Genomic DNA, 26054 nt, shown 5'->3' with positions numbered 1-26054 from the left:
GCGCATGCGAACAGGAGCGGGTGGGAGGAACACCTCCCACCCGCTCCTTCGCATTCACTTGTCCAGTCCGACGGTGAAGAAGGCGCGGAAGTAGTCCGGTGGATGGTCCTCGCCGACCGGGGCGCCCTCGGCCTCCACCCAGGCGTGCGCGGCGAACGGCGGCAGCCGTCGCGCTCCTACGTGCCATACCGGCCAGCGGCCGTCCACGCGGCACAGCAGTGCGGTGGCCAGCGAGCGGGGCAGACAGCCTTCCGGGCCGGCGCAGGCGGGACTCACGGCGTTGACCGCTTCCCGCGCAGCGAAGGTCTCGGCATACCGGGCGGGCCGGGCGCCGCGCCGCACGAGGGTGAGGACGGCGCGGATACGGCGCGGGGGCATGCGGGCCAGCAACAGAGCGCAGCGGACCGCGAGCCGGGCGAGAGCGCGGCGCCGCCAGGGCAGGGGAAGCGGGTCGGCCCGTGTGGTGGGTGCCGGTCGCGGTGTCACCGCTCGACCAGTCCGGTGGAGGCAAGGGCCTCGACCAGCGCTTGCACGTCCTGATGGGCGCTGTCGTCGTCCACCTCGTACGTCTCGCTCAGCCGCTGTGCTGCGAGCTGTGGGCTGCCGCCGTCCAGCAGGGTGCGCAGGACGAGCGCTGCGGTGAGGTTGAGGTTCCAGTACTGCCCGCTGTCCTCGTCGAGGAGGGCGATACCGTCGTCGGTGTCGGCGCAGGACACGCCGGATCGCAGCTTGAGCATCAGGGCCTCGCTTCCGTGTCGGTGACGGGTGTTCCCCCAAGCTCTTCGAGCAGGGGGTGCCCCCATGGCTGGTCGGAGGCCGGGGGCCCCTCCAGGGAGCGCAGCCAAAGCTCGCAGGCCAGCGTCTGGTAGAGCCCGCCATGCAGATCGTGAGCATGGTGGTGGAGCGGGCCGGCGCACATCTCCCGCAATGCTGCCGTGTCGATCAGTCCGCTGCGGGCCAGCCGGGAGTCCTCCCACAGGGTGGCCAGTTGGTCGCGATGTGCTCGGAGGGCCCCGTCCGGATTGCTGTTGGTGACCGATTTGGTCCGCCCGGTGAGGCTCTCGTCGGGGACGGCGCCGCGTACGGCTTCCACCAGGAGCGGCTTGTAGCTCCCGGGAGTGCGTCTGTGTTCGGGTCGTACCGCCAGTACGGCGTTAAGCACTGCGTCGTCGCAGTAGGGGGCGGCCAGTGCCGTCCCGTCCCGCAGCGCGAGTTGGCCGATCTGGCGGAGCGGTCGTGCCGCGTAGCGCAGGCCGGTCACATCGTCGTGGACTCCGGGATGGGCCGAGACCGGCTCCGCGTGGGGTGCCGCCTCAAGGATCAGCTCGCGTACCGCGTCGGCGGCGTCCGCGGTGGCCCAGGGCACCAAGCGTGGTGGCTCGCCCCAGCTCAGCCCCGGACGTTCCAGGGGAGGCGGCGGATCGGTGAGCGAACCGGTCACCGACTCCAGCCAACTCCGGTAGGAGTCCTGGGTACGCAGCTGCCGCAGTACGTGTCCGCGGCACCATCGGTTGGCGTCCGCGTAGGCGCGCAGCATGCGCGTTGCTGTCCACGGGCTGCGGCGCAGGAGTGTGCGCAGATGAGCCGCGCTGGCGATGAGCAGTTCGTCCCCTCCGAAACCGGCCAGGTGCAGCGCCGAACCCGCCGCTGCCGCCCGGCGGGTGAGCGAGAGCCAGCGCGCGTGATCCGCGATGACGGCACACGGCTCGTCGAACGGCTCCCGCATACCCGGCAGTGCTTCGTAGATCGTCGGCATGTCCTGGTGCGGTACAAGGTGGTGCTCGACGCCGGGTACGGCAGCAGCCGTACGGAACGCCCACGTCACATCGTCGTCGAGGGGGTCAGGGGACGCCGCGGTGAAGGCCACCACGCGTGTTTCTTCTTGCCGGGCGGCCAGACAGCACAGCGATGTCGAGTCGAGGCCGCTGAGGTCCGAACTGACCACAGGCCGCCCCGTGGTCCGGGCCGCGACGGCGGCGTGCAGTGCCGCGCGCAGTGCGGGGGCGCCCGCGGAGAGCGGGAGGCGGGCGTCGGGCGGCGACCAGTGGCGCACTTGCCGGGCGCGGCCCTGTTGGTCGCACAGCAGGAAGTGATCGGGCGGGACGTACTGCAACCCTCGCCACACCGGGCGTTCGGTCAAGGGAGGCAGCAACGCCGGGGTGAGGAGGTGGAGGGCGAGGCGTCGGTCGTCGAGACCCGCGCCGGTGAGGTACGCCAGGACGTCGGCCCGGTCCGCGGCAACCGTGACACCCGCCACCTCGGCCGCGTACACCCGGCGCAGCCCGCTCAGCGTGCCCTGTACCCGCACCCGCCCGGCTACGGAGGCCACCAGGTGGAAGCTCCCGGAGACGCCGGAAGCGTACGCCGCGGCTTCCTCGGTGGTACGGATACGGGCCGCGGCTTCGTCCAGGGCAGCCGCGCCGGCGCCTTGTTGACCGACCAGCGCGAGCACCGTATCGCCGCCCCGTGCCGCGCAAACCGTCTCGGCGCCGGGTTCGTGTGCCCCTGGCCGGCGTCCCAGCAGAAAGGGGCGGCCCGAGGGGTGGGGCAGACAGCAGTCGGCGAACCGACGCAACCGTGCGGCAGCCGGCGCGGCGGACGCGCAGTCGGGGAACACCGCGAACCACAGTGGGGCTGCGGCGAATCCAGCCGGCTCCCGAGCCATGTGCGCCCCCTCCTTCCGGCTCCGTCTACGTGGCCTGACGGCCCTGCTCCGCCTGATGACCGGAAGGCGGCGGGCTTCTGACGGTGGCGGGCGGTTCTCGCCGCCCACCACCACTTGCTTCGAGTTCCTCCGGGCCGACCGTTCGGCCCGGCTGCGCCGGTCTTCGGTCAGCGCAGGAGGCTGTGCTGCCCGAGGAAGTCGGGCGATGCCGTGGTCTTGGCGCCGGTGACCCGACGGAAGGAACCGACAAGCATCAGGGTTGGGCGCTCGTATGCGCGGCGCATCTCGCTCACCTCCTTTCCCTTTCCGTTGTCGACGGATTGCGGCAGTGCCGCCTCGGAGGAACTGCCCCGGCGCGCCGGTGACGAGACAGCGCGGCACGGGCGTGCGAGGTGGACTGGAGTCGAAGTACGACCGTCACAAGAGCGCCGTGTGCATCGACGCATCACTTCCGTATGACCATGACGAGTGTGTTTGCGCGGCTGCCGGGATGCCTCCGGCCGCGAAGGGAAGTTCTCGCGTCATCCGCACGCAAGAAGAGGATGGTGGGAGCCGGTGGGCGACAGCACGTACGCCGTTCAGGCACGCGGGCTGGGCAAGACGTACGCGGGAAGGGGCAGCGGCGGCGTACCGGTCGAGGCGGTGCGTGGGGTGGATCTGGAAGTGGCCCCCGGCGAGACCTTCGGGTTCCTGGGACCCAACGGTGCGGGAAAGACCACCACCATCGCCATGCTGTGCGCACTGGCCGCCCCCACCGCGGGCCGCGCGTGGGTGCACGGTGCCGAAGTGGCGGCCGAGGCCCGGCTCGTACGGCAGCGTGTGGGGTACCTCTTCCAGACCAGCTCGCTGGACGACGGCATGACGGCGCAGCAGAACCTCTACGTGCACGCGCGCCTGTACGGGCTCTCCCGGCGGTACGCACGCCGACGCGTGGCCGGCCTGCTGGAGCTCGCCGGAGTGGCGGAGCGGGCCCGCCAGCCGGTACGCACCTACTCCGGGGGCATGCGGCGCCGGCTGGAGATCGCGCGTGGGCTGCTGCACCAGCCCCGCGTGCTGTTCCTGGACGAGCCCACCGTAGGACTGGATCCGCACGCCCGGGTCCAGATCTGGGAACACCTCAACTCGCTCCGCGCGGGCCGGCGCACCACGCTGTTCGTCACCACGCACTACCTGGAAGAGGCCGAGCACTGCGACCGCATCGCCATCATCGACGACGGCCGCATCGTGGTCTCCGGAACCCCGGACCGGCTGAAGGCGGCCATCGGGCGGGACCAACTGCACCTGCGGACAAGCGACAACGCCGCGGTGTGGGAGGTGGCGCGGGACACACCGGAGCTGCGCGACGCGCTCACCGTCCGCGGCATCCCGGACGGCCGGGACGCCCCTGGGTTCCCTCGCCCGTCAGAGGCCCCGCACCCGACCGACGGCGAGGGCGTCACCCTGCGCGTCCGTGAAGCGAGTGCCTGGCTCCCGCGGCTTTGCGGAGCCCTCGCCCGGCGGGGCGTCACCGTGTACGCGGCCACGGCGACACCGCCGACGCTGGACGATGTGTTCTTCCACCACACGGGCCGCAGCATCGGCGTGAGCGCCGCCGAAGCTCCGGCCGCGTGCGGAAGTGAGGAGCGCCCATGAGCACCGAGCCCGCCTCACGTACTCCCACCACCCATACAACCGTCACCACCTGGACCGGTGACGGTTTTGAACCCGCCGGGTCTGTTGCCGCCCCGGATCCCGTGCCCGGTTCAGCGCTGCGCCGTGAACTGCGGGCTGCGCACGCCCTGGTGTACCGGGAGTGTCTGCGGCTGCTGTCCCTGCGCGTCCATACGGTGCTCATCGTGCTGGAACCCGCGCTGTACCTGGTGGCGCTCGGGAGCGGGCTCTCCGCTCTGATTCCGTCCCACACCGTGGGCGGCGACTACAAGACGTTCCTCTTCCCGGGCATGCTCGCACTCACCGTGCAGGCTCCCGCCATGTCCGTGGGTATCCGCCTCATCATGGACCGGGAGAGCGGCTATCTGCGCGAGACGCTCATGGCCCCGGTGCGCCGCTCGACGCTGCTGTGCGGACACTGCCTGGGCGGCACGCTGATGGCCACGGCCCAGGGATGCATGCTGCTGTCGGTCTCCGGCGCGGTCGGCGTGCCCTACCGGCCGCTGTTGTTCTTCCTGCTGACCGTGGGCATGGTGCTGACCGCCTTCGCCTACACCACACTCACCCTGGCACTGGCGGTGCACATCCGCAGCGTCGAGACCTTCAACACGCTGCTCGGCGCGGTAGGGATGCCGTTGCTCTTCCTCTCCGGTGTCTTCTTCCCCCTCACCGCACTTCCGCAGTGGATGACCGTGCCCGCCGCGCTGAATCCGCTGTCCTACGCCGTCGACGCGATGCGCCGCTGCATCGCCGGCCAGGTGCCCGGACTGGCCGCGCCCGAGGGCCTGGAGTGGGCGGGCCGGCGGCCCCCCGTCCTCCTGGAATGGGGCCTCCTGGCGGCGGTGGGGGCCGGCGCACTCGGCTGGGCGGCGTACCGGTTCGGCCGCCGTGAATAGCGGGAGGACTGTCAGGCTCCGATGCCCGCCGCTCGCAGTCGGGCCCGGACCGCCTCCCAGGCCGGGTCTGCGGGTGGTGGGGTGTCCGTGCCGGTTCCGGCGTCCTTGAAGCCGCTGGATGTGGAGATGCACACCACTGGCCCGTCGAAGCGCGCGCCGTCCTCGTCGTCTCCGGTGTCCGGCAGGGTACGCAGTCCCGCCAGGCCCGCCGCCGCGGAAAGCTCCACCCACATCCCCTGCTTGGCGAGTTCGGCCTGCGCACGGCGCATCGCCGGGTCGTCGACGAGCAGGGCACGGCCGTTGCTGTTCCTGACGGCGAGGACGCCTCGGTAGCTGTTCACCCGGCAGTCGATGCCGTACGCGTCCGTGTCGCCCACCTCGACCCCGGTGGCGGGCACATCCGCGTGCAGTGCCGCCGCCAGCGGCCCGCCTGCTGCGGGCTCGCACGCGAACAGGCGCGGAGTACGGTCGGTCAGGCCCAGCCGGTGCAGCTCGTCGAAGCCCTTCCATACGCCGAACAGCAGCTCGCCGTAACCGGTCGGCACGAACACGGCTTTCGGCACGCCGAGTTCGGCCGCGATCTCGTACGCGACCGTCTTGTAGCCCTCGGGGCCGAAGGCATGGCCCGTATGGAACCTGGTCAGATTGCTGACCGGATGAAAGCCGAACTCCTCGGCGATCCGCTCGGTCAGCGGCCACCGGTCCTCGACGGGCACGGGCAGCACCACGGCCCCGTACGCGGCGAGGAACGAGCCGACGGCAGGCGGCAGTCCGGTCGAGGTGAGCACCACGCAGCGCAGTCCGGCCCGTGCCGCGTACGCCGCGGCGGAGGCTCCGTGGTTGCCGGACGACGCCACCACGACGCCGGGTGCCCCGAGCGCCGAGGCGGCGCTGACGGCACAGCGGTTGAGCCGGTCCTTGTGGCTCCATGTGGGGTTGCGCGACTCGTCCTTGATGTACACCCCGTCGCCGATCTCCACCAGCGGAGTGCCGCCTTCGCCCAGGCCCGGCGCGGCGAGCGGCGGCAGCAACGGCGCCCAGCGGTCCAGGCCGGAGCCGCGCGGTGCCGGTGCGGTCAAGAAGCCGTCGGGCACGCGCGCGTAGTCGTAGTCCACCTCCACCGGGTACGTCATACCGTCCGAACCCGAGCGCGGACAGCCGCGCCTCAGCGGCGGCCACAGCGGAAAGCGGATCTCCGGATCACCCAGGGAGCGTTGGCCGACGGCCAGCGAGGCGGTGGTGGTGACAGTCATGATCCGGAGCCTAACGCTGCGCCCGAGGGGCGCGGGGAACTGCGCGCTCAGCCTGGGGGTACCTCCCTGCTCGAAGAGCTTGGGGGAGAGCCCGCAGGCTGCGGGTGCCGGACAGGGGCATCCCCTGGCCGGCACACGGAAAGGGCTGGCCAAGATCGGCCGGACAGCTCGGCGGTGACTGCGGCGGCGGAGCCGGGGCGCAAGAGCCGCCGGACACGGCCTAATAGTCGCGGATGGTGAAGTCGTCCACGACGGCGTAATAGGCGTCGTCCACAGCGGCCGGGAGGGATTCCTCGCCCCCCTCTTCCCGTTCGGCCTCCGCGGACTGGCGCTCCGCGTCGTCGATCATCCGGTCGGCCAGAGCCTGGTTGGCGGTGACCCAGGGACGCAGTTCACGCTCGTACGCTGCGAAGGCCGCGCGGTGGTCGCCGTCGGCGGCCTTCAGCTCCCCGGCCAGGACGTACGCGCCGACCAGCGCCATGCTGGAACCCTGGCCGGAGGCGGGCGAACCGCAGTACCCGGCGTCGCCCAACAGCACGACCCGGCCCCTCGCCCACGAATCCATATGGATCTGCGCCCCGGCGTCGAAGTGGAAGTCGGGTGCATCCCACATGGAGGAAAGGAGGCGCGGCATCTCCCAGCGCGCGTGCGCGAACCGCTCGGCGATCAGCCGCTTCTGCGCCTCCGGGTCACGCAGCGCCGGGTCGCTGTGGTCCAGCCCGTTCAGGCCGACGTAGACGCGCAGTTCGGTGTTCTTGCGTACGCTCATCACCAGGCCGCCCCACGCCTGCTCGTCGCGGGTGCGGTAGACGATCTGCCAGCGGTCCAGGTCGAGGATGTTCGGGGCCGTCCACACCCCGAGGTGTCCGACCAGGGGCCAGAAGTAGTTCTCCTCCGGGCCGAAGGCCAGGGCGCGGGTGTTCGAGTGGACACCGTCGGCCCCGACGAGGAAGTCGAACGCGCGCTCGCTCCCGCCGGCGAAGCGCACCCGGATCTCGTCCGGGCCGTCGTCGAGCCGGGCTATCGAGTCGCCGAAGAGATACTCGATGCCGGGGCCGCCGGCGCGTGCCAGGATCCGGACCAGATCGTCGCGGAGGATCTCGACGTCGTCGCGGTCCAGGCGCCCGCCGCTCGCGGTCATCTCGGTGCTGCGATGCGTCTCGTTGCCGTCCTCGTCCAGTACGGACATGCCGCGCAGGTCGGTCGCGTGGGCCCGCAGCTCGTCCAGCACACCCATCCGCCGGGCGACCTCGACCGCCGGGCCGCGCACGTCGATCGCCTGGCCGCCGGGCCGTAGGTCCGGAGCCCGTTCGACGACGGTGACCCGGAAGCCGTAGCGGTGCAGCCAGTACGCGAGGGCGGGTCCTGCCACGCTCGCGCCGGAGATCAGGACGCGGCCCTTGCCGGACGTCCCGGGCGCTGATGCGGTATCGGGCGCTGATGCGGTCCCGGGCGTGGTGCGGGTGGGCTGAGTGTCGGGTGCCATGGTGTTCTCCTTCCGTGCCCGGCCCGGGACGTCTCCTCCCGGTGCCGGCGGCGCCCACGAGCCTCCGGCCCGCTGTCGACAGACCGCCGACACCTCGCCGACGGCCCCTACAGCCCGCCCACACATCGCCTACAGACACCGCAGCAGGTGCCGTTCTGTCACTCCGGCGCGTACGGCTCCCAGCCGGCGAGGACGTCCTCCCACTCACCGCACTCCTGCGGGGCACCGCGCCATACGCCGAGCCGCCGGTACTCCGTGGCGACGTCCCGCAGCCAGACCGTGGCGCCGGGCACCCATCCGGCGAGCATGGTGCAGCCGTCGTGGACGGGCTGGGCCAGGCCGCAGGACGACAGATAGCCGCCGATGGTGACATGCACCCCGTCGTAGTGCTCGGCCACGGCCTCCCAGTCGGGCAGGTACCAGGGGCCGTCCACGTCGCCCCAGTCGCGCCACTCCCCGTCGTGGGTCCCCGACACGTCACGGGGGAAGCGGGACACGAGGTCCAGCCAGTCGTGGGGGCGCCGGATCTCCGCAACCCGGGCCCGTTCGCCGACGGTGAGGCTGCCGACGGTCGCCGTGGACTCCTCGAAGGGCGCGAACGTGTCGATGAAGTGGCCCAGTTCGAGCGCGGGCAGTCCGCCCCGCGGGCCGGTGGTCCAGGTGCCCGTTGCGAAGTCCGGGGCCGACCACCAGGTCGCGCCGAGGTTCCGTTCGCCGGGACGCGGGCGCCGGCGCCGCCCCTTCTCGTTGGCGGAGCGCTCGCGTGCCATATCGCGCCGCATGGCCTCCTCGACGCCGGCCAGCCCTCCCCCGCCGCCGTTGTCGTCCGTGTCCGCCCATATCAACTGCCGCTGGTCCGAGCGGTCGACCGGGTCCCACCACCAGGAGGCCGCCGGTGACGCGACGAGCGCCGCGGCGACCGGCCGCAGTTCCTCGGCCGCGAGCGCGGTGAGGCCCCACAGCGCCGTGTCGCCGCCGCCGAAACCGAACCCCTCCGTGACCCCGGACAGTTGGTCCATCAGCTCGGATTCGGACAGCTCCCCCAGGCCGCGCCACTCTCCCCGGCCGACGGCGTCCCGCAGTACGGCCCGCACCTCTCCGGCGGGGACGTCGCGCCAGTCCCTGCGCTTGCGCCGGCGGACGGTACGGCTACGGGGCTCGGACCCCGGCCCGTCGTCCTCGACGACGAACATCACCGTCCCCGGTACGTCCCCCAGACCGAGCTCGGCGAACAGGGTGTGGTCCAGGGCGAAATCGACGAACGTGCCCAGGAAGTCCCGTCCCAGCGGCGCACCCAGCAGCAGGTCCGCGCGCTCGGCAAGGGTCGGTTCGGCGGTTCTACGGTCCACGTCGTCCACGTCGTCCACGGCACCACCTTAGGGACGTCCTGAAGCGCACCGCGAACGGAATTCCGCACCTGTCCACGCCGTCACCCGGCGAGTCCACGCTCCGCGTAGTAGTGGGTGAGCACTGCCTCGGCGCCGGAGCCCTGGGCCGTGACGATGCGCTGGTGGCGGGCCGAGCGGAGGTCTCCCGCGACGAGGATCCGCGGATGCTGGGCCGCAGGCGCACAGTAGCCGTCCGGACCGGACACGAGATCGCCGTCGAGCAGCGCCGGACGGGAACCGATGTTGCCGAACAGCGCGTGCGTCATGACCTCGCGGACCCCGCCGTCGCTACGTCGCGCGGCCACTCGGAAACCGGCTCCCTCCGGGGCAACGGTGACGTGTTCGACCTCTGACAGCCGCACCCTGCTGTCGTCCGCCACCTCCGCCGTCTTGTAGGCATCGCCCGGTGGATGCAGTACGTCGAGGCGTACGGCGGCGTCCGGATGGGCACGCAGCCAGGTGCCGAGCGGACGGTCCGCGCCGAGCACCACCGCCGGACCCCCACGTCCGACACCCGCGGCCTCGGCGTTCCCGCGTTCGTCGGCCTCCGGCCCGGCGCCGCCGAGCCGGACGCCCGCATCCCCGGCGCTCCCGGGCCTGGCCGCCTCGACCGTCCCGGACCCGATGTCCTCGGGCCTCGCGCGCCACAGCGGCGGCGGGCACAGCTCCTCCGGCGCGTCGATCCACGTCACGTGCCCAGGCGTCAGCGGTGTGACGCCGGTGGCCACCACCACGGCGCCCGCGGCGAGGGTACGGCCGTCGGCCAGGACCGTGTCGGCCCGGTCCTCGTACGCGCGCACCCGGACGGCGCGCGCGCCCACGAACGCGCACCGGCCGGCGTCCCGCAGCCGCGCGACGTCCGCGGCCAGCGCATCCGCGAGGGCGGCACCGTCGGACCAGCCTCCCGGAACGTTCTCCAGCGCGCCGATCTCCCATGGCTTCCCGCCGACCCGGCCGGCCTCGACCAGAACCGTGCGCAGGCCGAGGCTTGCCGCCATCAGCACCGCCGCCACGCCCGCCGGTCCTCCGCCGACGACGACCAGCTCCGCCTCCACGTGCGACTCCCCTGACATCCGACCACTGACCTCCGAATACCCATGGCGCCTTCCCGGGCGGGTCGGGCTCCACGATCGCACCGATGACGCCGCCGGCCCGCCGACGGCGTCCGACGGTCCCTGGCCGCACGGGTGAACAGCCGCGGGAGGGAGGGAGAGACAATGAGGTGTGATCGAGAACGACCCGTACCTGTGGCTGGAAGAGATCGAGGGCGACGCCGCGCTCGCCTGGGTGGCTGAGCGGAACGCGGAGACCGAGGCGGAGCTGACCGCCGATCCCGGGTTCGAGGAGCTGCGGAAGGAGGCGCGGGAAGTACTGAGCGACCCCGCACGCATCCCGTACGTCGTACGACGCGGCCCGCACCTGTACAACTTCTGGCGCGACGCCGCCCACCTCAGAGGGGTGTGGCGGCGCACCACCCTCGACGAGTACCGCCGCCCCGGCCCGCGCTGGGAGACGGTGCTCGACGTGGACGCGCTGGCCGCCGCGGAGGACGTGCCCTGGGTGTGGTCGGGCGCCTCGGTGCTGCGGCCCGGCCACAAGCGGGCGCTGGTGAAGCTGTCCCGGGACGGGGCCGATGCCGTGGTCGTGCGGGAGTACGACATGGAAGGGCGCTCGTTCGTGGCGGACGGCGCGGACGGCTTCCAGCTGCCCGAGGCCAAGAGCTCCGTCAGCTGGATCGACGAGGACCATCTCTTCGTGGGTACCGACACCGGTCCCGGTTCGCTCACCACCTCCGGCTATCCCCGCACGGTGCGGCGCTGGCGCCGCGGTACGCCGCTCGGCGAGGCGCCGGTCGTCTTCGAAGGACGGGAAGAGGACGTGTCCGTCGCCGCCTGGCACGATCCGGCTCCCGGGTTCGAGCGGGATCTGGCCGTCCGGCACCGTGACTTCTGGCACAGCGAGTACTTCCTGCTCAGGTCCGAAGCACCGGCGGTACGGATCGAGGTGCCCGACGACGCGGAGGCCACCGTGCACCGGGAGTGGCTCCTGGTCCAGTTGCGCTCCCCCTGGCTGGACCGGCCCGCCGGAGCGCTGCTGGCCTTCGCCTTCGAGGACTACCTCCGCGGCGAGCGGGAGCACCAGGTGCTGTTCATGCCCGATGAGCACACCGTTCTCGAAAGCTATGCCACCACCCGCCGCCGCGTGGTCGTGGAGACCCTCACCGATGTCTCCTCGCGGCTGCACCTGCTCACTCCGAACACCGGCGGCGGCTGGTCGCGCAGCCCTCTCGGCGAGGTGCCGCCGCTGTCCACGGCCACGGTGACCGCGACAGCCCCCGACGAGGAGGACGAGAACGCGGAGGAGGTCCTCTTCGACGTCAGCGGATTCCTCCAGCCCGCCACCTTGCGCCGCGCCGTGGCCGACGTACCGGGCGACCCGGAGACGCTGAAGCAGGCGCCGGACCGCTTCGCCGCCGAGGGACTGGCCGTGCAGCAGCACTTCGCCCTCTCGGCGGACGGGACCCGGGTCCCGTACTTCGTCGTCGGGCCGGAGCGGCAGGAGGGGCCGGCTCCCACGCTGCTGTACGCCTACGGCGGGTTCGAGGTGTCCCTCACCCCGTCCTACTCCGCCGTGACCGGCAGGGCGTGGCTCCAGCGCGGTGGCAGCTATGTGGTGGCGAACATCCGCGGCGGCGGCGAGTACGGTCCCGCTTGGCACCGCGCGGCGCTCGGCTCCGGCCGGGACCGGGCCTTCGACGACTTCGCGGCCGTCGCCCGGGATCTGACCGCGCGGGGCATCACCGCACCGGGCCGGCTCGGTATCGCCGGCGGCAGCAACGGCGGTCTGCTGATGGGTGTCATGCTCACCCGCTGCCCCGAACTCTTCGGCGCTGTCGTGGCCGAGGTGCCGCTGCTGGACATGCTCCGCTTCCACCGGCTGCTCGCGGGTTCGTCCTGGATCGCCGAGTACGGCGATCCCGAGGACCCCGACGAGCGTGCCCAGCTGCTCCGCTGGTCGCCGTACCACAACGTGCACGCCGGACTCGCCTGCCCGCCGCTGCTGCTGACGACCTCGACCCGCGACGACCGTGTCCATCCGGGCCATGCCCGGAAGATGGCCGCACGCATGCGCGAACTGGCGCTGCCCGTCCGGTACTTCGAGAACACCGGCGGCGGGCACGCCGGTGCCGCCGATCACGAGCAGGCCGCGTTCGTCGAAGCACTGATCCACACCTTCCTCTGGCGGACCCTGAGCGACGAGGGCCGGGTGCCGCGCTGAGGGGCCCTGCGTTGTTCCGGTGAGGGGGTGTCCCTGGCCCGCGCCCCCTCGGGGCGCGCCCACCTGCGGCCGTACGGACGGGAGTTGACATTCCCTTTGGTCTAGTCCAACTATGGTGGGGCGCAAGTCAATGGAGGGGCAGGGGTGGCGCGCGTTCCGTTTCCGGGCGGGCGCGGGTTCATTTCACCGCGCCTCCGAAGGCCCCCGGCCCGGGGCGACAGTGAGCATCTGGAGCACCACATGGCGACGCCTGACCGCTATCTCCATCGAGCCGCAACGAACATCCCCTACTTCAGCGCGGACGGCGACACGTATCTGGCCCGGACGCCACTACGTGACCTCCGCAAGACCCGCCCGCTGCGAGTGCTGTCCGAGGAGCAGTTCTCCTTCTGGCAGAGCTACGGGTACGTCGTCGTCAAGGAGGCGATTCCGGCCTCCGCCGCCCGGCGTCTGCTGGACTTCGCCTGGGAGTTCCAAGGGCTTGCGCCCGACCGCCCCGAGACCTGGTACGAGGAGCGTGAGTTCCGCTCCGACCTCGAACGGGAGCTCCACATCTACGGCTTCGTCGAGGCGTACCACCACCAGCTCATCTGGGACAGCCGCCAGACACCGCGGGTCTACGACGCCTTCGTCGACGTGTGGGACTGCGAAGAGCTGTGGGTCACCCTGGACCGGCTCAACCTCAACCCGCCCAACATCCGCAACCGGGACCGGGCCCTGATCGAGCACCGGGAGCGCGGCTTCGACATCGAACTGCACTGGGACATCGACACCTCGCTCGGCGTACCGCCCCAGCGGGTCCAAGGCGTCATCGCCCTCAACGACAGCGAACCGGAACGGGGAGGCTTCCAGTGCTGCCCCGAGCTGTTCCGGCAGTTCGACCGGTGGAAAGCGCTCCAGCCGGACGGCCGCGACCCGATCCGGCCCGCGATCGACCGGGACGAGCTGCCCGTCGTACGGCCCGAACTGGAAGCCGGCGATCTGCTCATCTGGAACGGTCTGCTGGCGCACGGGGTGGCGCCCAACACCTCGAAGAACGGGGTGCGTTCGGTCCAGTACGTGTCCATGATGCCCGCACTGGAGACGCACCGGGCGCTGCGGCAGTCGCGGATCGGCTCCTGGCGCCACCTCAGCACTCCGGAGTGGAACGCGACGCTGATCGGTGACAGCAGAATGCACGAGTCCCTGCGGTACGGGCCCGCCGAACTCACCGGACTCGGCGCCAGGCTGCTGGGCCTGGAGTCGTGGCACACGGAGTCCTGGCACGGGGAGGGCGCCGAGACCGGCGCCGGAGCGGACGCGGTCGAGGTCACCAGGGAAGAGACATGCGCAGTATCTGCCTGACCCTCCCCACCAACAGGCCCTGTGCGGCGACGATAGCCGCCGTCGGCGAGGAAGCGGCCTACGCCGGCACGCACTTTGACAACGATGTCCACCTGCTGATCCTCGACTCCTGCGCGCCACCTGTGTACGCCGAGCACGCCGAGGCCGTCCGACTGCTGCCCGCCTCGCCTCGCCTCACGGTGCACCACCTCGACGAGGCGCAGCAGCGGGACTTCCTGCGGCGGGTGACCGACCGCACCGGAAGCGCCAAGCCGGAACTGCTGCGCGACCTGCTGCTTCCGGACGGCCTCTCCTACGGGGCCTGCACCGACCGTGCTTTCCTGATCGCGGCCGCACTCGATTGCGAGTCCGTGCACCGCAGGGACTCCGACAGCCGGTACCAGATGGTGGACGGCCGCCCGGTCTTCCCCGTCCACCACGAGCTGCTGTCGCTCGGCAAGCGTGCCGCCGAGGCCGCGCCCGGCGTCGGTGGGACGGCGCTGGCGGCGGAGCTCATGGACCGCCGGGTCGCGATGGTGGGCAGCTCGTTCATCGGCGAACTGTCCGTGGACATCGGCGAGATCCTGGCCACCGACCCGGAGGTCTACCACGACGTCGTCAGCCTCTGGGCACCCGCGGGCTGGTCCGCCGAACAGAAACGGGAGCTGGTGGACGAGTCGTTCCGCGGCGCGGGCACGCAGCCGTTCGAGCGGGACCACTCGGTGCTGACGGTGGTCGACCCGATGCGGGTGGACATGTGCAACATCAGTTTCCACGGCGTGCACGAACGGGTGCCGCTGCCGCCCGCGCGGGACACCATCGGCAGCGACTACTTCCTGTTCCACCTGCTCCACGCCGCCAAGCTGCCCGGTGTGCTGCACAACCGGAACATCGTCAACTACTACACGGCCGAGCGCAGAACCGGCCCGGGCTTCATGGCCTACCAGAGGCGCTTCACCAAGTTCCTGCTGTCGATGCGCTACTTCCACTTCGTCTACGACAGGATGGCCGGGGCCGGCGACTCGCTGCTGGACGACCAGGGACAGCCACGCGCATCCGCCGTCGCCGCGTACGCCAGGGACGCCACCGGGCTCGACCGGCAGGAGAACGTCCAGCGGCTCGACGCCCTGGACACCGCCTACCGGCGGCTGGGCGGCCGGTACACCGCCTTCGCCGACCAGCTGGCCGCTCACCGGGAGCGCCTGCTGGACGAGGCCCGCAGCGACATCGAGGACTTCGCGCTGCTGACCGAGGCATGGGACGAGCTGATGACCGCGGCCCGGAACACGCCCCTGAGCCCGCAGTCCGGCCGGGTGAGCGGGCGATGAGCACGGGCACAGGGACGGCGCCGCGGCCGGGCATCGAGGCCGCGGCGGGCACCGCAGGCGTCACGGGCGCCAAGGGCGGCCCTGGGCTCAGCGCGCCCCTCGCCGAGGCGCTCGCCGGTGCGGCCGGGGACCGGCTCGTTCTCGACCTGGCGGGCATCGAGCAGCGCTACGAGACGCTGTGCCGGGAACTGCCCGGAGTCCGGGTCCGGTTCGCGATGAAGGCGTGCCCGGTGGACGAGGTGCTCGCTGCCCTGGCGCGCAAGGGTGCCGGTATCGACGCGGCGAGCCCGGGCGAGGCGGAGCAGGCGCTGCGGGCCGGGGTTCCGGCTCGCCGGATGCACTACGGCAACACCGTCAAGTCCGACCGGGACATCGCCGCCGCCCACCGGCTCGGCATCCGGGACTTCGCGACCGACAGCCTGGAGGACGTGGCGGCCATCGCCGCCCATGCCCCCGGGTCCCGGGTCTTCTGCCGGGTGACGACCGGCGGGGACGGTGCCGTATGGGGCCTCCGCGACAAGTTCGGCTGCCCGCCTGCCGAGGCCGCAAAGGTGCTGGAGCGGGCCCGGGAAGCGGGGCTGGTGCCCTCGGGCCTGTCCGTGCACGTCGGCTCCCAGCAGATGGCGCCCGAGGCGTGGCACGGCGCGCTGGAGAGCCTGGGCGATGTCCTGCACGCCCTGGCCCGCCGCGGAATACGGCCGGACCACGTCAACCTGGGCGGCGGCCTGCCCGCGCTCGGGTACCTCGACCGGCGCGGACAGCCCCTCGATCCGCCCCTGGACAAGATCTTCGCGGTGATCCGGGAGGGCATGGCCGGCCTGCGCCGGATTGTGGGCGGTCGCCTGGCGTTCGTCGTCGAGCCGGGGCGGCATCTCGTCGCCGACCACGGGGCGATCCGGGCGCACGTCGCCCGTCTCGCGGAGCGCCCGAAGCCGAACGGCGAGCGGCAGCACTGGCTGTATCTGAGCTGCGGCAAGTTCAACGGCCTGTACGAGATGGACGCGTTGCAGTACCGGCTGGTGTTTCCGGGGCACGCCGGGGGCGCGTACGTCCCGGCCGTGCTCGCGGGCCCCACGTGCGACAGCGACGACGCCTACTCCCCCGGCCACGCCCTGGTCCCGGTGCCCAGGGCGCTGGCGTCGGGCGACCCCGTCTGGGTGCTGTCCTGCGGCGCGTACGCGCTCAGCTATACGACCCGCGGCTTCAACGGCATCGCGCCACTTCCGTACCTCACGGCGGGATCGCGCGGCGGCCGGGCCATGGGCGGGGAGGGCCGCGATGGGTGAAGCCATCCGGACAGAGGAAGCCGTTCGCACGAAAGCCGTTCGTACATGGCCGTATGAAACTGTTCGCATCCGCGGCATCGTCGAGGGCGACTGGGACGCCATCGAGGAGCTGGAGCGGGACGCCTACGCCGGACTGGGTCTGTCGGAGGAGCGGGCCGCCCTGCAGTCCCGGGCGTCCGCGTCACCGGGCACATGCTTCACGCTGGACGTCGGCTCCCGGACGGCTGGCTACGTGCTGGCGCTGCCCCATCCGGCGTTCAACTACCCGGACCTGGGCCGGACGGAGCACACCTCCGCCGCCTTTGCGGCGGGCAATCTGCATCTGCACGACATCGTGGTCGCCCGGCCCCTGCGTCGCCGGGGACTGGCGCGGCTCCTCCTGCACCACCTCACCCGTACCGCACGGGCGCGCGGGGACGAGCGGATCTCCCTGGTCGCCGTCGGCGGCAGCGACCGGTTCTGGTCGGCACGCGGATTCGTCGCGCACCCGAAAGTCCTTCCCCCGGGCAGCGGTTACGGCACAGACGCGGTGTACATGTCCAAGCCGGTGCTCTCCGGCCCGGGCGGACGGCCCGGTCCGGGAAGCGCGACACGGCGCGGCCCGTCCTTGCAGCACGAAGTGAGCTGATCCAGTGTTCCCTGTCCGCGATATCCGCGATCTCTCCACCCGCAGAGCCTTTTTCCGCAGCCAGTCGGCCATCGCCGCGCTGTTCTGCTCCCTCGGGTTCCAGTACGCCACCTGGGCCGCACGGATACCGGCGATCAAGGAAGACCTCGGCCTGACCGCCGCGGAGGTGGGAGTTCTGCTGATGGCGGCGGGGGTCGGCGCCGCGGCGTCGTTCCCCTTGGTGGCGATGCTGATGAGGCGCCTGGGCTCCCGGCGACTCGCCGTGCTGTCCCAGCTGTGCCTGACGCTGCTGCTCCTCGCGCTGGCCGCGGCCCCCAACTACCCCGTAGCGCTGCTGGTGATGTGCGTCGACGGGGTGTTCGTCGGGTGCCTGAACGTCGCGATGAACGCGCAAGGGGCGGCGCTGGAGGCCGGCTACGGGCGGAACGCCATGGCGAGACTGCACGCGACCTTCAGCGGCGGTTCGCTGCTCGCGGCGCTGCTCGCCTCCGGTGTGAACGCGCTGACCCCTTCGGTCGGGGTGCACTTCGGGGTGGCGGTCGCCGTCCTCGTGCTGCTGGGCGCTTACGCACGGACCGGACTGCTCGCGGACGGCGGGCCCGCCGAGGGCGCGGAGAAGCAGGCCCGCGCCCGGTGGGCCGTGCCGTCCCGGGTGACGCTGTGGATGTGCTGCGCCATGGTGTTCGGCACCATCGCCGAGGGCGCCATGAACGACTGGTCCACTCTCTATATGAGGGACATCGCGAAGGCGTCGGCCCAGATCGCGCCGCTGGGGATCGCCGTCGTCTCCGGAATGATGGTCCTCGCCCGCCTCTTCGCCGACGGCTGGCGCTACCGCTGGGGCGACGGCCGGGTGGTCCTGCTGGGAAGCGTGCTCGCCGCCGCCGGGCTCGCCTGCGCCGTGGTGGGCGGCGGTGTGGTGACGGCCCTTCTCGGCTTCGCCTGCGTGGGACTGGGAATTGCCGCCGTCACCCCGTGCGTCTACGCGGCCGCGGCCCGAGAGGGCTCGGACGCGCTGACGCTGGTCGCCGCCATGGGAACGACCGGGCTGCTGGCCGGGCCGCCGCTCATCGGCTTCGTCGCGAGCGCGAGCAACCTGGCCTGGGGGATGGCGGCCGTCGCCGCTTCGGCAGCCGTGGTGTCCCTGTGCAGCACCCGGATCCGGTGGACCCCGGTGGCCACCGCACCGCGCTGAGACCGGTCAGGCAGATCGCCGCCGACACCGGCGCCGGTAGTAGGAGACGGTGACTGCGGCGAGCAGCGGACCCCAGAGGATCAGCGGCTGGTAGAGGATGCCGACGACAACGTTCCCGGTGTCGGTCATGTCGTCGTGCGGATACGTCCACCACCAGGGCACGCCGGCCCACAGCGCGGTCAGCGCGACCGCGCCGAGTGCGGCCGGGACGACGGCGGCCATGGGGCGGACGGCGCGCCCGCCGATCAGCGGTATCCAGCGCGGTACGACCTCGCCCCACGGCCGTACCAGGCCGACCGTCAGGACCGCCAGCAACTCGCAGACGACGCTCAGCGTCAGCATCCAGACCTTCGCGCCGAACGACTGGAAGCCTGTGAAGCCCTCGTCAGTGTAGCCGGCCGGATATCCGAGTACCAAAGCGATGCGCCACAGCCCGCTCGGCAGCACGACCAGCGTGGTCGCATGTGCTGCCCAGACCGCCCAACGCGGCGCATCGGCGGCCGTACTCGAAGCTGCGGTGGTCATCTGAGTGCTCATGCGCCTCATCCTGCTGGGATGTTCCTCGCATCCCGTCAGCCTGGGAGCCTGATCCACTCGTCCGGGAGGATGACCGCAGGACCGGTCCGCTCAGCCGTGGGGCGTAACGCTCACGGAACGGGCAGCTCCGAGGTCTGCACTCCGGCGGTGTCGCCGACGACCGTGGCCGCCGGCTCGACCTTCATGAGCCGTCCACCGTCCGGCGGCTCCTGGACACGCTCATGCGGGACCGGCCCCCTGCTCCCGGTCGAGCCGACCGCCGGTGGGGCGCAGCAGGAGCAGGGCGATGTCGTCGCTGGGCGGGGTGTGCTGGGCGGTGGGTGCGGTGAGGGAGTCGGCGAGGTCTTCGAGGCTGCGATCGGTGGCGTCCGAGAGTTCTCGGGCCAGCGCGGCGGTGGACACGCCGATGTCGACTCCGGGGGCCTCGACGAGTCCGTCGGTGTAGAGGGCCAGGACGGAGCCGGGTTCCAGGGGGATGTCGGTCGTGGTGTAGTCGGTGTCGGCCTCGATGCCGAGCAGCAGACCGGGCGGCAGGCCGAGGATCTCGGTGCGGCCGTCGGGATGGCGCAGCAGCGGTGGAGGGTGTCCCGCGGAGGCGAGCCTGACCTCCTGCCGTGCCAGGTCGAGGTGCGCGTACACACAGCTGGTGAACAGGCCGGTGTCCAGGTCGATGAGGAGCCGGTTGGTGCGGGCGAGGATCTCGCCGGGCGACGCGCCTGCGGTGGCGTGGGTGTGTACGGCGGTCCGCACCTGCCCCATGAGCGCTGCGGCAGTGGTGCTGTGCCCCTGGACGTCGCCGATGGCCGCGGCAGCGCCGGTGCGGTCGCAGCGGATGAGGTCGTAGAAGTCGCCGCCGATGTCCAGCCCCCGTGCCGCGGGCTGGTAGCGGGCGGCCACTTCCAGGCCCGGGACGGTGGCCAGGCTGTGCGGCAGCAGACCGGTCTGCAGACTGTGGGCCAGCTGCCGCTGGGTGTCGTAGAGGCGGGCCCGGTCCAGCGCCTGTGCGATCAGCCCGGCCAAGGAGGTGAGCAGGGCTCTTTCGGGAGGCATGAAGGCGTGGGGCTGCTCGTAGGCGAGCACGAGAGTGCCGATGGCCTTACCGGAGGCGGTCAGCGGCAGGAACGCCCAGGCGGCCATCCCGTCGTGGCGGACGGCGGGCGGATAGGCCCGTTCGAGGTCGACGGGGTTCGCGAAGAAGGCCGGGACGCCGCTGGCCAGCACCCGCGCCGCGGGCATACCGGAGGAGAGGGGGACCGCGTTGAAGCGGTCGAGCTGCTCGGTCGCGTAGCCGCGGTGGCCTGCGACGCGGAGACGGCCCTCTTCCACCGTCAGCAGGGCCAGTGCTGCGGGGCCGAACGCGGGCACAAGCTGGTCGGCCACGAGTTCGACCACGTCGTTGACTCCCACCGCCTCGCTGAGGACGGCCGCCAAGTGCGTCAGGTGGTAGAGGGCCAGCGCACCGGCCGGCCGCTCAGCCCTGTCCGGGCGCCGGTCCGGGGACGTGGGGATGTCCTCGGTGTCGGCGCGGGTGATGTGGACGCTCACGCCGCCCGCACCGGGGAACAGCCGGAACGACAGCCAGGTGTCGGGCGGTCGCCGAGCGGTAAAGGTGGACGGCTGCCGGGCGACCATGGCTGCCCGGTACCGGTCCTCGAACACCGGGTCGTGCAGCCAGGGCAGCGACTCCCAGGGCCGGGTGCCCAGCAGCGTCGCCGCGTCGGCTCCCACCAGTTGGGCGGTCGCGGAGTTGAGGAAGACGATCCGGCCCTCGATGTTCAGCGAGCAGCAACCCTCCGGGAAGCGTTCGGCGAACTCGAATGCCGCCCTCGCCTGAGCTGGATCGGGCTCACCGGACCTCTGCGGGCGCAGGAGCCGCGGCTCGTCCTGCGGCAGCAGCGGACGACCGTTGTCGGCGGCCTGCTTGAGAACGCGGGCGGTGCTGCGGCAACTCGCTCCCAGGACGTGGCGTTCACGGTGACTCAGCCGCGGCGGGTGCTCGGTCGGCCACAGAAGTACGATGCCGCCCCGCGCCGCGGCGCCGATGACGACGGGCGCCGCGGCCAGCCGGAAGTCGTACGGCAGTACAAGGCCGAGCCTGGGGAACTGACGGGCCACCTCCTCCTGGCTGGCCAGCCATACGATCCGCCGCCGCCGCATCGCGACCGCCACCGGGATGGGGGCGTCCAGCGGGATCCGGGCCCATGGCGCGGCGATGCTGCGGGAGACGCCGGACACCACCGCGAGGCGGAGCACCCGTTCGCCGGGCGGCAGCAGATACACCAGGCCCACCGAGGCTTCGGTCGCACCCATGACATCGGTCAGGACAGCATCCAGCTGCTCCCAGCCGGGGTCGTCCGAGCCGGCAGCCCGCGCCGTACCGCTCTCACCGTTCACGCCGCTCCCGAAGCTGGACCAAGGTGGGCCGCCGGCTGTCGGCAGCCCGACAGCCGGCGGCCGGCGGCCGTGCGCGGTGTGCCGCCCGCACCCGGCCGCCGTTGGCCATGTTCCGGTACGAACCCGCCGACGCGGTGGCGGCACACCGACGGGCGGGCCGGGTGACGGCCGGCCGAGCCGGGAACGCGGTCCGAGCCGTGTCCGGGGGATCAGCCGAACGGGGGCGTCACGGAGATCGCGCCGGCCCGCTTTTGCCCGGCGTAGGCCCGGACCGATTTCCACGGCGTAGGCGGCGACGGGGCCGGGTGCGGGCGCGCTCCCATGCCGCGCCGGGGCTCCCACATTTCCGGGCACGGCCGCCACGTCACAGCTGTTACGCCCGGTAACTTCCGGGCAATAACGGGCTTGTTGTTTCAGCCTGGGCCGAGCGAGCACGCGTACTGCTGTTCCACGTCCAACTAGGCGTGCCCCACGAACACTTGGAGGCTCCACATGATCTCCCGGCCCAGACACCGCATCAGGCGTTCGGTCACCCTGACCGCCTCCGTCCTGCTGGCCGGCGCGGTCACCGCGCCCGCGGCACAGGCCGCCCCGACGGGTCCGGCCGCGCCGGGCGAGGGCGGGCAGCCGCGGCACTGCACCCTCGACCTGAGCACCGGCGCCGAACGCTGCTACGCCAGCTTCACCGAGGCCGTCGACCACGCCAGCGGCGGGCGCATCGACGACGCACCGGCCTCCGCCCGCACGGCGGTGCACGACAGCCGGTTCCGCGCGGAGGCCAGGTCGCCGGCGGCGGACGGCGACCGGCAGGCCGACAGTGTCATCCAGGGCACCTTCTTCGACGATCCCGGCTTCGGCGGCGACTCGCTGACCATCAGCGGCGAGGGGCTGTGCGAGAAGGACGGCTGGGTCGACTACCAGCACGACCTGGAAGACGCCTGGAAGAACCGGATCTCCTCGGTTCAGCCGTGGGGGAACTGCTGGGTCTGGCTCTACCCGGAGCCCAACCTCGGCGGGGACCGGGACGGCCCGTTCAAGGAGAACACCTCCGACATCGGTGCCTTGATGAACGACCGCACCCAGTCCATCGGCTTCAGCTGACGCCGCACACCGGCGCCACTTCACCAACCCCCCACCTCCTGTGAGGAGAACCCCCCATGAACCAACGCGTCAGGTGGTCCGTCCTGCTGGCCGCCCTCGTGACAGCGAGCAGTGCCGCGCTCGCCCCCGGCGTGGCGCAGGCCGACGACGACCCGCCCACCACGCGGGAGCTGCTCGACAAGTGCGACAACGGCACCGACGTCTGCGTCTTCCACCCCGACGGACCGCCCCGTGACTCCATGGGCGAGGCCCACCAGGTGGGCGACAGCGCTGACAACTGCACGCAGGACCCCCAGCGCTCCACCGTCGGCTGGTCCGACACCACCGGCGAGTCCAACAGCGTCGGGGTCTCACTGAGCGCCGAGTACGGCTTCGCCGAAGCGTTCAAGGTCAGCATCGAGACCAACTACCAGCACACTTGGGAGAGTTCCCACACCGAGACGGACCAGACGAACATCGACGTCCGGCCGGGTGAGGTCGGCTGGGTGACACGCGAGGCGCAGATGCAGACCGTCAGCGGGAAGTACGAGCTGCACTTCCCGGACCGGTTCCACGGCCACTACATCTGGTACGTGCCGTTCGAGGCCACCGGCCCCAAGCCGGACGCGCCGAGCACCAAGACCCAGCACACACGTGCGATGACCGAGGACGAGAAGGCCCAGCACTGCGGCTGACACCACGGCCGAGGAGCCACCGCGCTCCGCCCCTGCCGGACTCGGCCGCCCGGGGCACCTCCCGGAAGAAGTCGGAGGGTGAGCCCGGCAGGGGCGCTGCGAGGGGCTGCGGGTGGGTGACGTACCGCAGCACGGGTGGTCTTCCGGGGGTGGCTGCCTGGTCGCCGGCCGGCGGAGGTAACCGTCGGTCATGACCGATCCCGAGCACTATGCGCTGGCCATGAGGGGCGAACCGGCAGCCGGGCACTCCGTACCCCCGGCGGAGCTCCGGTTGGGGGTGGCTCGTGCTGCCGCCGCGCCGGACGACGAGGACGACCTTGCGCCGCCCCGCCCCTCGACCCCTTTCACACCCGGCTCCGGCACGCCCGGCGCACCGTAGGAGCCGGGGCGAACGCGAGCACCACGTTGTGCCCTCCGAAGCCGCAGGAGTTGCTGACCGCCAGCCCGACAGGCTGCGGCCGTGCGGCCCCGTGCACGACGTCGATGTCCGACGTGCCCTCGTCAGCGCTGCGGAAGTTGGCGGTCGGCGGCACCGTCTGGCGCTGCACGGTCAGGACGGTGAGTGCGGCCTCCACGGCGCCCGCCGCGCCCATCGTATGGCCGGTGACGCCCTTGGCGGAGGTGACGGCGGGACCGTCGGGGCCGAAGAGCTCGCGCAGTACGGCTGCCTCGGTGCTGTCGTTGAGCGGGGTGCTGGTGCCGTGGGCGTTGACGTGGTCCACGTCGGCACGGTCGGCGCCGGCCCGCGCGAGGGCCTGCTCCGTCGCGTCCCGCAGACAGCGGCCGTCCGGCCGCGGGGCAACGGCATGGTGGGCGTCGGTCGTCGAACCGTGCCCGGTGAGCAGGGCCCGGACGGGGGCGTGCCGCACGGTCGCGTCCGCCGCCCGCTCCAGTACCAGCACCCCGGCGCCTTCGGCCAGTACGAATCCGTCCCGCGCGGCGTCGAAGGGGCGGGAGGCGCCCGCCGGATCGCCGCCTCGCCGGGACAGGGCGCCGGCGCGTGCGAACGCCGTCGCACACAAGGGCGTCACCATCGCGTCGCTGCCGCCGGCCACCGCAATGTCGCAGGCTTCGCTGTCCAGCAGCATGGCGGCGGTCACCAGTGCGGTCGCCCCGGAGGCGCAGGCGGTCGCGGTGTGCAGCACCGGTCCGTGAATGCCCAGGTCGATGGCGAGCTGGCCTGCGGCCATGTTCGGCAGGAAGCCGGGCAGGGTGAGCGGTGAGACCGCGCGGTGCCCGGTGGTGAGCAGCCGGTGGTGCTGCTGCTCGTAGCTGCCGATCCCTCCCGCGGCGGAGCCCAGCACCACCGCGATGCGCGCGCCGTCCCAGCTGCGCGGGTCCAGCGCGGCGTCCCGCACCGCTTCGCGGGCCGCCACCAGGGCGAACTGGGTGAACCTGTCGTACCGCCAGGGCTGCGCGCCGCCCACGTGCCGGCGTGGATCGAACCCGCGCACCCGGCAGGACATGCTGACCGGCGCCCCGGCCAGCTCGGGGTCGTCGGCTGCGGTCGGCCGGCCGGAGCACACCCGCTGCCAGGTCTCCTCGGTGCCCACACCCGCCGGTGTCACCAGTCCGACGCCGGTGACCGCCGCAGCTGAGCCGGTGCGGGCGCCGGTCACTCCTCCCCCAGCTGCCCGGCAGGCTGCTGCGTGTCGCCCAGCAGCTCATGCACCAGCGCGACGACATCCTCCGGCGTGGCCTCGCCGGAGACCGCATCGTCGGGCGCGGCGGTGCCGTAGTGCTCCTGGAGGGTGACGAGGAGTTCGGTGACGGCCAGGGAGTCCAGGCCCAGTTCGGTGAGGGTCACCCCGGGCCGGACACCGTCGGAGGGCACTTCGAACTTGTCGGTGAGCACGGTGGTCACGTAGTCGTGGACAGGGTCCATGGGTCTTCCTTTCGTTGTTGCCGGTCTTGGCGTGGGGAGTTGGCGCGGGGCCGGGCGGCGGGCCAGGTGAGGGCGATCGACCCCCAGGTGAGTCCGCCTCCGAAGGCGGTCAGCAAGGTGGGGGTGCCCGGCCGTACCAGGTCGCGCGCTGCCGTGTCGGCCAGGGCCAGGGGCACGGAGGCCGCCGCGGTGTTGCCGACGTCGCGGATGTTGCCGTACCGGTGCCGGGGCGCGACTCCGAGCCGGTCGCCGACCGTGTCGAGGATGCGCTGGTTGGCCTGGTGGCCGATGAACGCGCCGAGCACCGACGGCTCCCAGTCGGCCCGGCGCAGCGCGGTGCGTGACGACTCCGTCATCCGGCGCACCGCGTGTGCGTAGACCTCGCGCCCGCGCATCCGCAGGTACCGGTGGTCGCGCGGGGGCGTGGTCTCCGTAGCGGGTGTGCTCGAACCACCTGCGGTGATGGAGATCAGGTCGCTTCCGGACCCGTCCGCACCGAGATCCCAGGCGATCACCTCGCCGGGCTCTCCGCGGTCCCCGGCCCGCAACAACACGGCTCCCGCGCCGTCTCCGAAGACGACGGCGGTGTCCCGGTCCTGCGGGTCGACGATGGTCGAGTACGTCTCGGCGCCGATGACCAGCGGACGGTCGCACAGCCCGGAGCGGACCAGTCCGGTGGCGACGGTCATGGCGTAGACGAAGCCCGAGCAGACGGCGGCCAGGTCGAAGGCGGCGATGGTGCCCAGGCCCAGGCGTCGGGCCACCTCGGGCGCGGTGGCAGGGCAGCGCCGGTCCGGTGTCGTGGTGGCCAGGAGCAGCATGTCGGCGCGTGCTCCGGCGGCGGACTCCAGCGCGGCCCGGCCGGCGGCCGTGGCCAGGTCGCCGGTGGCGGTGCCGGCCGCGGCCCAGCGGCGGTGGGCGATGCCCGTGCGCGAGCGGATCCACGCGTCGCTGGTGGCGAGCGCGCCGTCGTGCGCCACGTCCGCGTTGCTCCGCACCTGCGGCGGCAGACAGGCGCCGATGCCGCACACGACGGTGGCGCGCCCGTCGGCCGGGGCGGTCTGGACGGTCCGGGGCGTCACCGGA

23 protein-coding genes are annotated in these 26054 nt (G+C 72.2%); 10 read left to right on the top strand and 13 right to left on the bottom strand.

Annotation, left to right across the window (positions count from 1 at the left end; genetic code table 11):
* Positions 1-54: 54 nt before the first annotated feature.
* From ACTWQF_RS16860 to ACTWQF_RS16845, 4 genes are all read right to left on the bottom strand, one after another.
* The gene (locus ACTWQF_RS16860) at positions 55-486 is read right to left on the bottom strand and encodes a lasso peptide biosynthesis B2 protein (protein WP_443280215.1); all 432 of its coding nucleotides are present in this window, start codon (positions 484-486) and stop codon (positions 55-57) included.
* Positions 483-737, bottom strand: coding sequence for a lasso peptide biosynthesis PqqD family chaperone (locus ACTWQF_RS16855; protein ID WP_443280214.1), 255 nt, complete (start codon positions 735-737; stop codon positions 483-485). Before ACTWQF_RS16855 ends, ACTWQF_RS16860 begins: the two co-directional genes overlap by 4 nt.
* A complete protein-coding gene (locus ACTWQF_RS16850) occupies positions 737-2665 on the bottom strand; it encodes an asparagine synthase-related protein (protein ID WP_443280213.1) in 1929 nt (642 codons plus the stop codon). The genes ACTWQF_RS16855 and ACTWQF_RS16850 overlap by 1 nt, the downstream gene beginning before the upstream one ends.
* Before the next feature lie 167 nt (positions 2666-2832).
* Positions 2833-2949, bottom strand: a complete 117-nt coding sequence (locus ACTWQF_RS16845) for a keywimysin-related RiPP (RefSeq protein ID WP_443280212.1) — start codon at positions 2947-2949, stop codon at positions 2833-2835.
* Positions 2950-3220: 271 nt separating this feature from the next.
* Here ACTWQF_RS16845 and ACTWQF_RS16840 point away from each other — a divergent pair, with 271 nt between their 5' ends.
* Complete coding sequence (locus ACTWQF_RS16840) at positions 3221-4297, top strand: ABC transporter ATP-binding protein (protein ID WP_443280211.1); 1077 nt, start codon at positions 3221-3223, stop codon at positions 4295-4297.
* Positions 4294-5211 carry an ABC transporter permease gene (locus ACTWQF_RS16835; protein ID WP_443280210.1) on the top strand — a complete coding sequence of 306 codons (918 nt, stop codon included), beginning with the start codon at positions 4294-4296 and terminating at the stop codon, positions 5209-5211. The genes ACTWQF_RS16840 and ACTWQF_RS16835 overlap by 4 nt, the downstream gene beginning before the upstream one ends.
* An 11-nt stretch (positions 5212-5222) precedes the next feature.
* On the opposite strand, the gene ACTWQF_RS16830 is transcribed toward ACTWQF_RS16835, so the two are convergent.
* From ACTWQF_RS16830 to ACTWQF_RS16815, 4 genes are all read right to left on the bottom strand, one after another.
* Positions 5223-6464 carry a threonine synthase gene (locus tag ACTWQF_RS16830; protein ID WP_443280209.1) on the bottom strand — a complete coding sequence of 414 codons (1242 nt, stop codon included), beginning with the start codon at positions 6462-6464 and terminating at the stop codon, positions 5223-5225.
* Between the two features lie 220 nt (positions 6465-6684).
* Positions 6685-7950, bottom strand: a complete 1266-nt coding sequence (locus tag ACTWQF_RS16825; RefSeq protein WP_443280208.1) for an FAD-dependent monooxygenase — start codon at positions 7948-7950, stop codon at positions 6685-6687.
* A 158-nt stretch (positions 7951-8108) separates the two neighbouring features.
* Positions 8109-9317 carry a hypothetical protein gene (locus ACTWQF_RS16820; protein ID WP_443280207.1) on the bottom strand — a complete coding sequence of 403 codons (1209 nt, stop codon included), beginning with the start codon at positions 9315-9317 and terminating at the stop codon, positions 8109-8111.
* Between the two features lie 62 nt (positions 9318-9379).
* On the bottom strand, positions 9380-10393 hold the full coding sequence (locus ACTWQF_RS16815; protein ID WP_443280206.1) for an FAD-dependent oxidoreductase: 1014 nt from the start codon (positions 10391-10393) through the stop codon (positions 9380-9382).
* A 169-nt stretch (positions 10394-10562) separates the two neighbouring features.
* Between ACTWQF_RS16815 and ACTWQF_RS16810 the strand changes: the two genes are divergently transcribed.
* The 6 genes from ACTWQF_RS16810 (at position 10563) to ACTWQF_RS16785 (ending at position 18377) form a co-directional block, all read left to right on the top strand.
* Positions 10563-12617, top strand: coding sequence for a prolyl oligopeptidase family serine peptidase (locus ACTWQF_RS16810; protein WP_443280205.1), 2055 nt, complete (start codon positions 10563-10565; stop codon positions 12615-12617).
* A 240-nt stretch (positions 12618-12857) separates the two neighbouring features.
* A complete protein-coding gene (locus tag ACTWQF_RS16805) occupies positions 12858-13961 on the top strand; it encodes a phytanoyl-CoA dioxygenase family protein (protein ID WP_443280204.1) in 1104 nt (367 codons plus the stop codon).
* A complete protein-coding gene (locus tag ACTWQF_RS16800; RefSeq protein WP_443280203.1) occupies positions 13943-15268 on the top strand; it encodes a DUF6271 family protein in 1326 nt (441 codons plus the stop codon). The genes ACTWQF_RS16805 and ACTWQF_RS16800 overlap by 19 nt, the downstream gene beginning before the upstream one ends.
* Positions 15265-16554 carry a type III PLP-dependent enzyme gene (locus ACTWQF_RS16795; protein WP_443280202.1) on the top strand — a complete coding sequence of 430 codons (1290 nt, stop codon included), beginning with the start codon at positions 15265-15267 and terminating at the stop codon, positions 16552-16554. The genes ACTWQF_RS16800 and ACTWQF_RS16795 overlap by 4 nt, the downstream gene beginning before the upstream one ends.
* Entirely contained in the window at positions 16547-17182 is a 636-nt protein-coding gene (locus ACTWQF_RS16790) for a GNAT family N-acetyltransferase (RefSeq protein WP_443280201.1), read from the top strand. Before ACTWQF_RS16795 ends, ACTWQF_RS16790 begins: the two co-directional genes overlap by 8 nt.
* Positions 17183-17186: 4 nt before the next feature.
* Entirely contained in the window at positions 17187-18377 is a 1191-nt protein-coding gene (locus ACTWQF_RS16785) for an MFS transporter (protein ID WP_443280200.1), read from the top strand.
* A gap of 6 nt (positions 18378-18383) precedes the next feature.
* On the opposite strand, the gene ACTWQF_RS16780 is transcribed toward ACTWQF_RS16785, so the two are convergent.
* Together ACTWQF_RS16780 and ACTWQF_RS16775 are read right to left on the bottom strand one after the other, a co-directional pair.
* Positions 18384-18923 (bottom strand): hypothetical protein, encoded by a 540-nt coding sequence (locus ACTWQF_RS16780; protein ID WP_443280199.1) that lies wholly within the window; start codon positions 18921-18923, stop codon positions 18384-18386.
* Between the two features lie 210 nt (positions 18924-19133).
* Positions 19134-21224, bottom strand: coding sequence for a SpoIIE family protein phosphatase (locus ACTWQF_RS16775; protein ID WP_443280536.1), 2091 nt, complete (start codon positions 21222-21224; stop codon positions 19134-19136).
* Positions 21225-21800: 576 nt separating this feature from the next.
* Here ACTWQF_RS16775 and ACTWQF_RS16770 point away from each other — a divergent pair.
* Together ACTWQF_RS16770 and ACTWQF_RS16765 are read left to right on the top strand one after the other, a co-directional pair.
* Positions 21801-22409, top strand: coding sequence for a hypothetical protein (locus ACTWQF_RS16770; protein WP_443280198.1), 609 nt, complete (start codon positions 21801-21803; stop codon positions 22407-22409).
* A gap of 56 nt (positions 22410-22465) precedes the next feature.
* Positions 22466-23083 (top strand): hypothetical protein, encoded by a 618-nt coding sequence (locus ACTWQF_RS16765; RefSeq protein ID WP_443280197.1) that lies wholly within the window; start codon positions 22466-22468, stop codon positions 23081-23083.
* Positions 23084-23427: 344 nt separating this feature from the next.
* On the opposite strand, the gene ACTWQF_RS16760 is transcribed toward ACTWQF_RS16765, so the two are convergent.
* Genes ACTWQF_RS16760 through ACTWQF_RS16750 form a run of 3 tightly spaced genes read right to left on the bottom strand, consistent with a single transcriptional unit; the run spans position 23428 to position 26050 of the window.
* A complete protein-coding gene (locus ACTWQF_RS16760) occupies positions 23428-24702 on the bottom strand; it encodes a beta-ketoacyl-[acyl-carrier-protein] synthase family protein (RefSeq protein ID WP_443280196.1) in 1275 nt (424 codons plus the stop codon).
* Complete coding sequence (locus ACTWQF_RS16755) at positions 24699-24968, bottom strand: acyl carrier protein (RefSeq protein ID WP_443280195.1); 270 nt, start codon at positions 24966-24968, stop codon at positions 24699-24701. Before ACTWQF_RS16755 ends, ACTWQF_RS16760 begins: the two co-directional genes overlap by 4 nt.
* Entirely contained in the window at positions 24944-26050 is a 1107-nt protein-coding gene (locus ACTWQF_RS16750) for a beta-ketoacyl-ACP synthase III (RefSeq protein ID WP_443280194.1), read from the bottom strand. Before ACTWQF_RS16750 ends, ACTWQF_RS16755 begins: the two co-directional genes overlap by 25 nt.
* Between the last annotated feature and the right edge of the window lie 4 nt (positions 26051-26054).

The sequence above is a fragment of the Streptomyces sp. 8N114 genome, assembly GCF_052245835.1.
Classification (GTDB): Bacteria; Actinomycetota; Actinomycetes; order Streptomycetales; family Streptomycetaceae; genus Streptomyces.
This window is presented reverse-complemented; position numbering and strand designations above follow the sequence as displayed.